Below are 7,153 nucleotides of genomic sequence, written 5' to 3'. Positions count from 1 at the left end.
CCCCTCCCCCGGCGCCCCCGGCATCGGCGACCCCCTGATGCCACTGGACGGGAACGGCGGTTACATGGTCCACCGCTACACCCTGGACTTCGACTGGCAGGCACCGAGAACCCCCTTCGCCGCCGCCACCACGATCAGGGCCACCGCCACCCAGGCCCTCTCCCGCTTCGACCTCGACTTCGCGGGCAACACCCTGCGCGGCGTCACCGTCGACGGTGCGCCCGCGAAGACGGCGCGCCGGGGCGACGAACTGGTCGTCACCCCCGCGAAGCCGCTCGCGCGGGGCCGCGCCTTCACCGTGAGGGTCATCTACACCGCCGACCCCACCCAGCGGCGCCACCGCACCGACGCGATTCAGGACTACGGCTGGGTGCCGACGGCGGACGGCACCGTGCTGTCCCCGCAGCCGAACGGCGCCCGGATGATCTTCCCGGCGGACGACCACCCGAGCCTGCGCGCGCCGTTCACCTTCCACATCACCACCCCGCCGGGCCTGACAGCGGTGGCCAACGGACGGCTCGTCACCCGCGTCCCCCTGCGCGACGGCCGGGTCCGCTGGACGTACGACTCGGAGTATCCGGTCGCCCCACAGTTGGTCCAGTTGGCCGTCGGAAAGTTCGACGTGGTCGACGGCACCGGCCCGCACGGGCTGCCGCTGCGGGACGTGGTGCCGGCGGGGCTGGTGGCGGAGACGAAGGCGTACCGGGCGCTGACGCCGGACCACCTCGCCTGGCTGGAGCAACGGCTCGGCCCTTACCCGTTCCGGCGCTACGGCGTGCTGGTGGGGGACACCGAACTGCCGGTGGCGCTGGAGACGCAGTCCCTCTCGGTGGTGCCGAGCGCGGACCTGCTGGGGGATCAGGTCGCCGCCGAACGCAATCTGGTGCACGAGCTCACCCACCACTGGACCGGTGACAGCGTGGCGATCCGCCGCTGGTCGGACCTGTGGCTGAGCGAGGGTCATGCCCGTTTTTACGAGCTGCTGTACGCCGACTCGCGGGGCGGTCCGAGCCTGGAGGACATGATGCGTTCGGCCTACGAGCAGCACGACCAGTGGCGGCACGACGACGGCGCCCCAGCCGAGCCGCACGTGGAGGGCCTGTTCCGGCAGATGCGGTACGACGGCTCGGCGCTCGTGCTGTACGCCCTGCGGGAGAAGGTCGGCGCGGAGACCTTCGAGCGCGTCGAGAAGGCCTGGGTGACGACGTATCGGGGACGGGTGGCCGGGAGCCGGGACTTCGTCAGGCTGGCCTCGAAGGTGGCCGGCGAGGACCTCACGGGCTTTCTGACCCCGTGGCTGTACGGCTCGCACACCCCGCCCATGCCGGGCCGGCCGGACTGGCGGGTGGACCCGGTTGAGGAGGGGTGAGGGGCTGCCCCCACCCGGCGGGGTCAGCTGCCGCCGACCGGGTGGCCTGAGCGCGGGGGATGGTCCACGCCAGTGACGCTCGGCGCGACGCGGCGCGTGAGGCAAGGAAACGTGAGCGGGGTGACATGCGGGGCGCGCCCTGGTTCGCGCCCTGGCCGCATGTTCCGGCCGCGCCGAACCTCGTTGGAGCCACCCGTATGAGAAAACGCGTTGCCCCCCGCCTGTCCAGTGCCGTGCGCGGGCATCGGCGGATCATCTGCGTGACCGCCGCGTCGGCGGCGCTCCTGGTGCCCCTGCTGATCGACCGTTCGGACGACTCCGGCGGTCCCAACGACCAACGTCTCCAGGACGATTACACCGCCGCGGCGAAGGAGTTCCACGTCCCCCGCAGCGTCCTGATGGGCGTGTCCTACCTCCAGTCCCGGTGGGACTCCCACCAGGGCGCACCCAGCGTCATCGGCGGCTACGGGCCGATGCACCTGGTGGACTCCGCGGGGCCGCCGGCCGCCACCCCGCCGCACCATGTGACGCCCCGTCCGAAGGTGCGGAAGGCCAGCCCGTCCCCGGCGCAGAAGGCCGCCGAGGAGGCTCAGCGCTCCGCCGACCTGCGGCGGGCGGCCGATCTGGTCGGTCTCCCGGTGGAGCGGCTGCGCACCGACGACGCCGCCAACGTGCGTGGCGGCGCGGCCCTCCTCGCGGCGGCGCAGAAGCAGCTCGGCAAGCCGCTCAGCACCGACCCCGCCGACTGGTGGGACGCGGTCTCGCGCTTCCCGGGCTCCAATGACGCGGGCGCGGCGGCGGCCTACGCCAACGATGTCTTCGACATCATCCGCAAGGGCGCGAACCGCGTCACGGACGCGGGTCAGCACGTCGTCCTGGCCGCGAGCCCCCGGGTGCGCCCGAAGACCGGGGCGGCGGGCGCGGCCCGCTCGAAGAACGTGGAGTGCCCGGCGGAACTGTCGTGTTCCTGGCTGAGCGCGCCGTACGTACGCATCGACGACGAGGCGTACGGCAACCACGACCTGGCCGACCGGCCCAGGGACCAGCGGATCGAGTACATCGTCATCCATGACACCGAGGCGCCGCTGGCCTCGATGCTGCTGACCGTCCAGGACCCGACGGAGGCGTCCTGGCACTACTCCATCCGGTCCAGCGACGGCAGTGTCACCCAGCACGTCAAGACCAAGGACGAAGCCTGGCACTCGGGCAGCCAGTTCGTGAACGGCCGCTCGATCGGCATCGAGCACGAGGGCTTCCTGCGGCAGCCGGACGCCTGGTACACGGAGCAGATGTATCGTTCCTCCGCCCGGCTGGTGAAGTACCTGACCAAGAAGTACGGCATCCCGCTGGACCGTCAGCACGTCTTCGGCCACGACAATGTGCCGGCGCCGACCGGGGGAGCCATCCCGGACATGCACGACGACCCGGGTCCGTTCTGGGACTGGCGGCACTACTTCGACCTGCTCGGCGCGCCGCTGAAGGCGACGGCGGGGCCGGACAGCGACACAGTGATGATCCTTCCGGAGTACGCCAAGCACAGGCCGGTGTTCACCGGGTGCGTGGAGAGCGGCGGGAAGTGCGCGCCGCACGGGTCCAGCGCGGTCCGGCTGCACACCGAGCCGAGCGAGGACTCCGGGCTGATCCAGGACCCGGGCCGCAAGCCCGACGGCGACGACACCACGGTGGACGTCAACGACCTGGGGTCGCGGGTGTCGGCGGGCCAGACGTTCGCCGTGGCGGGGCGGCAGGGTGACTGGACGGCGATCTGGTTCCAGGGCCACAAGGCGTGGTTCAGGAACCCGAAGAACCAGCCCACCGCGGTGGGCGAGCGGGCCCGGACCATCACGCCGAAGGAGGGCCGCCAGGAGATCCCGGTCTTCGGGCGGGCGCTCCCGGAGGAGTCGGCGTATCCGGTGGGGATGGACGAGCAGCAGGAGGCGCCGCTGCCGTACACGATCCAGGAGGGTCAGCGGTATGTGACGCAGTCCGTCGTGCACGGCACCTACGTCGACCGGTCCAGGTTCGAGGACGCCCCGGCGCCGGTGGTGAAGGGGCAGGAGGAGTACTACGAGATCCAGCTCGACCACCGGCTCGCCTATGTGCGGGCGAGCGACGTGGACGTGAAGGAGCCTCCGGCGGCCGCCGGTGCGCCGAAACCGGCCAAGCCGAAGTCCAGGAGCTGACCCACCGCGGCCGGGGCCGGACCTGCGAGGTCCGGCCCCGGCCGCTTTCGCGGGTCGTGGCCGACCGCTGGACTGGCCTCCGGTGAGCGCCCAGACTGGGGGTGTCCGGACGCCCCGATCTTCCTGGACGGTGACCGTGGAAACGCAAGAGAGTCAGCGCGTGGAGTTCACGCCCGAGGCGGCCGCACTGGTGCGGAGGCTGCGCGAGCAGCACGGTCCGCTGATGTTCCACCAGTCCGGCGGCTGCTGCGACGGCAGCGCCCCCATGTGCTACCCCGAGGGCGAGTTCCGCACCGGCGCCTCCGACGTCCTCCTCGCCGAACTGGCCCTGGACGGCGTCCCGGAACCGGTGGGCTTCTGGATGTCCAAGTCCCAGCACGACCTCTGGAGCCACACCCGCCTCATCGTCGACGTCGTCCCCGGCCGGGGCGGTGGCTTCTCCCTGGAAGCCCCCGAAGGCGTCCGCTTCCTGATCCGCTCCCGCGTGATCGGCACCTGACGGTCCCGCCTCACGGCCGCAGCCCGCTCACCAGGTCCGCGGTCGCCGTGAGGCCGCTGCTGATGGTGGGGGCCATGCTGGTGCTGGCCAGGTAGAAGCCGAGCAGCATGCAGACCAGGGCGTGGGAGATCTTCAGCGCGCCGTTGCGCATGAAGACCACCGCCAGGATCAGGAGCAGCAGCACCACTGAGATGGAAACAGCCATCGGAACCTCCTCCGCCACGCCCGGTGTGCGGCGTTCGGCCGCAAGTGTGGCGTAGCGGAGGGTTGTTCCGGGGCGCTGACGTGTCCCCCGTAAGGGTGGTGTCAGGGAGCCTGGAGGTCTGCCAGGCCGGCGAGGGCCTCGCGGTGGGCGCCCGCACTGCCGTACGCGAGAGAGTCGGCCTTGGCCCGCTTGAGGTGCAGGTGGACGGGGTGTTCCCAGGTCATGCCGAGTCCGCCGTGGAGCTGCAGCGCCTCCTCGGTGGCACGGACGGCGACGGGAGAGGCGTAGGACTGCGCGACGGCGACGGTGAGGTCGGTGTCGTGGCCGGTGGTGAGCGCGTCGGCCGCGGCGCGGGCGGCCGCGCGGAGGTTGACCACCTCCAGCCAGAGCTGGGCGAGCCGGTGCTTGAGCGCCTGGAATCCGCCGACCGGCCGGTTGAACTGCTTGCGCTCCTTCAGATAGCGCACGGTCTCGGTCAACGCCCAGTCCGCAAGGCCCAGTTGCTCGGAGGCCAGCAGTCCCGCACCGGCCCGCAGCGCACGCCGTACGGCAGGTTCGGCAGGGCCCAGGCGGCGGCCGGGGGCGCCGTCGAGGATGACGGTGGCGAGCGGGCGGGTGAGGTCGAGCGGGATCTGCGGGGTGCGGGTGACCGCGTCGGCGGCGACCGCGTAGAGATCGCCGTCGTCGGCCGGGACGAGCAGTACGTCGGCCGCGACCGCGTCCGCCACGGCGGTCAACTCGCCGTGCAGTACGCCGTTGTCGACTCGGGCGGTGGCGAAGGGGACGCCGGGCGCGGTGGTCAGGGAGACGGCCAGAGCGCCCACCGTGCGGCCGGAGGCAAGCCGTTCCAGCAACTCGGCGTCGTCACAGGCGAGCAGTGCCTCGGTGGCGACCACGGCGCTGGTGAGGTACGGCACCGGTGCCACGGCCCGCCCCAGCTCCTCCAGCACGACGGCGACTTCGCGGTGCGTGGCGCCCTGGCCGCCCCGCGCCTCGGGGATCAGCAGCCCCGCCAGGCCCATGCCCTCGGTGAGCTGCTTCCACAGGGCGGGGTCGTGCGGGGTGTCCGACTCGGTGCGGGCGATCACCGCGGCGGGCCCGCAGTGGTCGGTGAGCAGGTCGCGGACGGCGGCGCGCAGCGCCTCCTCCTCCTCGGAGTAGAGGAGGTCGGGCTCGGCGTTCGGCGTGCTCATCGGGCCAGGTCCTTCCAGGGGACGTCCTTGTCGGTGCGCGGTTCGGCGGGCAGACCGAGGACGCGCTCGGCGACGATGTTCAGCAGGACCTCGCTGGTCCCGCCCTCGATGCTGTTGCCCTTGGAGCGCAGATAGCGGTACCCGGCGTCGCGCCCGGTGAAGTCGACCAGCTCGGGACGGCGCATGGTCCAGTCGTCGTACAGGAGGCCCTCCTCGCCCCGGAGTTCGACCTCCAGACCGCTGATCTCCTGGTTGAGGCGGGCGAAGGCGAGCTTCATGCCGGAACCCTCGTAGCCGGGCTGGCCGGCGTTGAGCTGCTGGCGCAGCCGTTCGGCGGTGAGGCGGGACACCTCGGCCTCGACCCAGAGCTTCAGCAGCCGCTGGTGCAGGTCGTGGGTGCGCAGTTCGGGGCGTTCGCGCCAGGTCTTGGCGACCGGGCCGATCATGCCGCCCTCGCGGGGCAGCCGCATGCCGCCGATGGAGACGCGTTCGTTCATCAGCGTGGTCTGGGCGACCCGCCAGCCGTCGCCGACCTCGCCGAGGCGGTGGCGGTCGGAAATGCGGACACCGGTGAGGAAGACCTCGTTGAACTCGGCCTCGCCGGTGATCTGGCGCAGCGGCCGGACCTCCACGCCGGGGTCGGTCATGTCGCAGATGAAGTAGGTGATGCCCGCGTGCTTGGGCGCGTCCGGGTCGGTACGGGCGATGAGGATGGCCCAGCGGGCCAGATGGGCGCTGGAGGTCCACACCTTCTGCCCGTCGACCACCCAGTCCTCGCCGTCCCGCACGGCACGGGTGCCGAGCGCGGCCAGGTCGGACCCGGCGCCGGGCTCGCTGAACAACTGGCACCACACCTCCTCGCCGGTCCACAGCGGGCGCAGGAAGCGGGCCTTCTGCTCGTCGGTGCCGTAGCGCAGCACGGTCGGGGCGGCCATGCCGAGGCCGATGCCGATGCGGCGCGGGTCGTTGTCGGGGGCGCCGGCCGCGGCCAGCTCCTCGTCCACGACGGCCTGGAGGGACCGCGGGGCACCGAGTCCGCCGAGGCCCTCCGGGTAGTGCACCCAGGCGAGCCCGGCGTCGAAGCGGGCCCGGAGGAAGTCGAGGCGGTCGGTGGTGGCGGGCGGGTACGCGGCCAGCAACTCGGCTGTGCGGCGGCGCAGTTCACCGGCGTCGATCATGCGGTGGCTCCGTTCTGCGGCAGGACGGCGATCCGGCCGGTGGTCACACCGTCGGCGACCCGCTGCACGGCGCCGGCCGCCCCGGCGAGCGGCACGCGCTCGCTGACCAGCGGCTTGATCGCGCCGCGCGCGGCCAGCTCGGTCAGCTCCTCGTGGCAGCGCAGCACGAGCTTGGGGTTCTTGGTGTTGTACAGGCCCCAGTGCAGGCCCAGGATCGAGTAGTTCTTCACCAAGGCGTGGTTGAGCGCGGGGCTCGGGATGGAACCGCTGGCGAAGCCGACGACCACGATCCGGCCCTCGAAGGCGACGAGCTTGGCGGACTGCGCGTACGCCTCTCCGCCGACGGGGTCGTAGATCACGTCGGCGCCCTTGCCGCCGGTGGCCTCCTTCACGGCGGCGACCACGTCCTCGGCGCGGCGGTCCACGACCACGTCGCAGCCCAGCTCGCGGGCGACGGCGGCCTTCTCGGCGCCGCCGACGACACCGATGACCCGCGCCCCGGCGGCCTTGCCGAGCTGGACGGCGG

At 72.3% G+C, this 7,153-nt stretch carries 7 protein-coding genes; 3 read left to right on the top strand and 4 right to left on the bottom strand.

Annotated features, from left to right (window positions below; translation table 11 throughout):
• From GT030_RS19730 to GT030_RS19720, 3 genes are all read left to right on the top strand, one after another.
• Positions 1-1,369 (top strand): M1 family metallopeptidase (locus tag GT030_RS19730; protein ID WP_237522682.1); only part of this gene is annotated, 1,369 nt, incomplete at its 5' end.
• Positions 1,370-1,566: 197 nt separating this feature from the next.
• A complete protein-coding gene (locus GT030_RS19725; protein WP_161202233.1) occupies positions 1,567-3,552 on the top strand; it encodes a peptidoglycan recognition family protein in 1,986 nt (661 codons plus the stop codon).
• 160 nt (positions 3,553-3,712) lie between these two features.
• On the top strand, positions 3,713-4,051 hold the full coding sequence (locus tag GT030_RS19720; RefSeq protein ID WP_346009688.1) for a DUF779 domain-containing protein: 339 nt from the start codon (positions 3,713-3,715) through the stop codon (positions 4,049-4,051).
• Between the two features lie 10 nt (positions 4,052-4,061).
• Here GT030_RS19720 and GT030_RS19715 read toward each other — a convergent pair whose 3' ends face one another.
• From GT030_RS19715 to GT030_RS19700, 4 genes are all read right to left on the bottom strand, one after another.
• On the bottom strand, positions 4,062-4,256 hold the full coding sequence (locus tag GT030_RS19715) for a hypothetical protein (protein WP_030809112.1): 195 nt from the start codon (positions 4,254-4,256) through the stop codon (positions 4,062-4,064).
• Positions 4,257-4,357: 101 nt separating this feature from the next.
• On the bottom strand, positions 4,358-5,449 hold the full coding sequence (locus GT030_RS19710) for an acyl-CoA dehydrogenase family protein (protein ID WP_161202231.1): 1,092 nt from the start codon (positions 5,447-5,449) through the stop codon (positions 4,358-4,360).
• Positions 5,446-6,627, bottom strand: a complete 1,182-nt coding sequence (locus GT030_RS19705; protein WP_161202230.1) for an acyl-CoA dehydrogenase family protein — start codon at positions 6,625-6,627, stop codon at positions 5,446-5,448. Before GT030_RS19705 ends, GT030_RS19710 begins: the two co-directional genes overlap by 4 nt.
• A partial coding sequence (locus tag GT030_RS19700) for a zinc-binding dehydrogenase (protein WP_161202229.1) occupies positions 6,624-7,153 on the bottom strand: 530 nt, incomplete at its 5' end. The genes GT030_RS19700 and GT030_RS19705, both read right to left, overlap by 4 nt.

It is taken from the genome of Streptomyces sp. SID1328 (assembly GCF_009865595.1).
Lineage (GTDB): Bacteria > Actinomycetota > Actinomycetes > Streptomycetales > Streptomycetaceae > Streptomyces > Streptomyces griseoluteus.
Note: the sequence above shows the minus strand (reverse complement) of the source record. Positions and strands in the feature narration are given on the sequence as shown.

What these genes read in the sequence shown, in the direction of transcription:
- GT030_RS19710 (WP_161202231.1), bottom strand. Translation starts at nt 5,449, where the DNA reads ATGAGCACGCCGAACGCCGAGCCCGACCTCCTCTACTCCGAGGAGGAG.
- GT030_RS19725 (WP_161202233.1), top strand. Translation starts at nt 1,567, where the DNA reads ATGAGAAAACGCGTTGCCCCCCGCCTGTCCAGTGCCGTGCGCGGGCAT.
- GT030_RS19715 (WP_030809112.1), bottom strand. Translation starts at nt 4,256, where the DNA reads ATGGCTGTTTCCATCTCAGTGGTGCTGCTGCTCCTGATCCTGGCGGTG.
- GT030_RS19705 (WP_161202230.1), bottom strand. Translation starts at nt 6,627, where the DNA reads ATGATCGACGCCGGTGAACTGCGCCGCCGCACAGCCGAGTTGCTGGCC.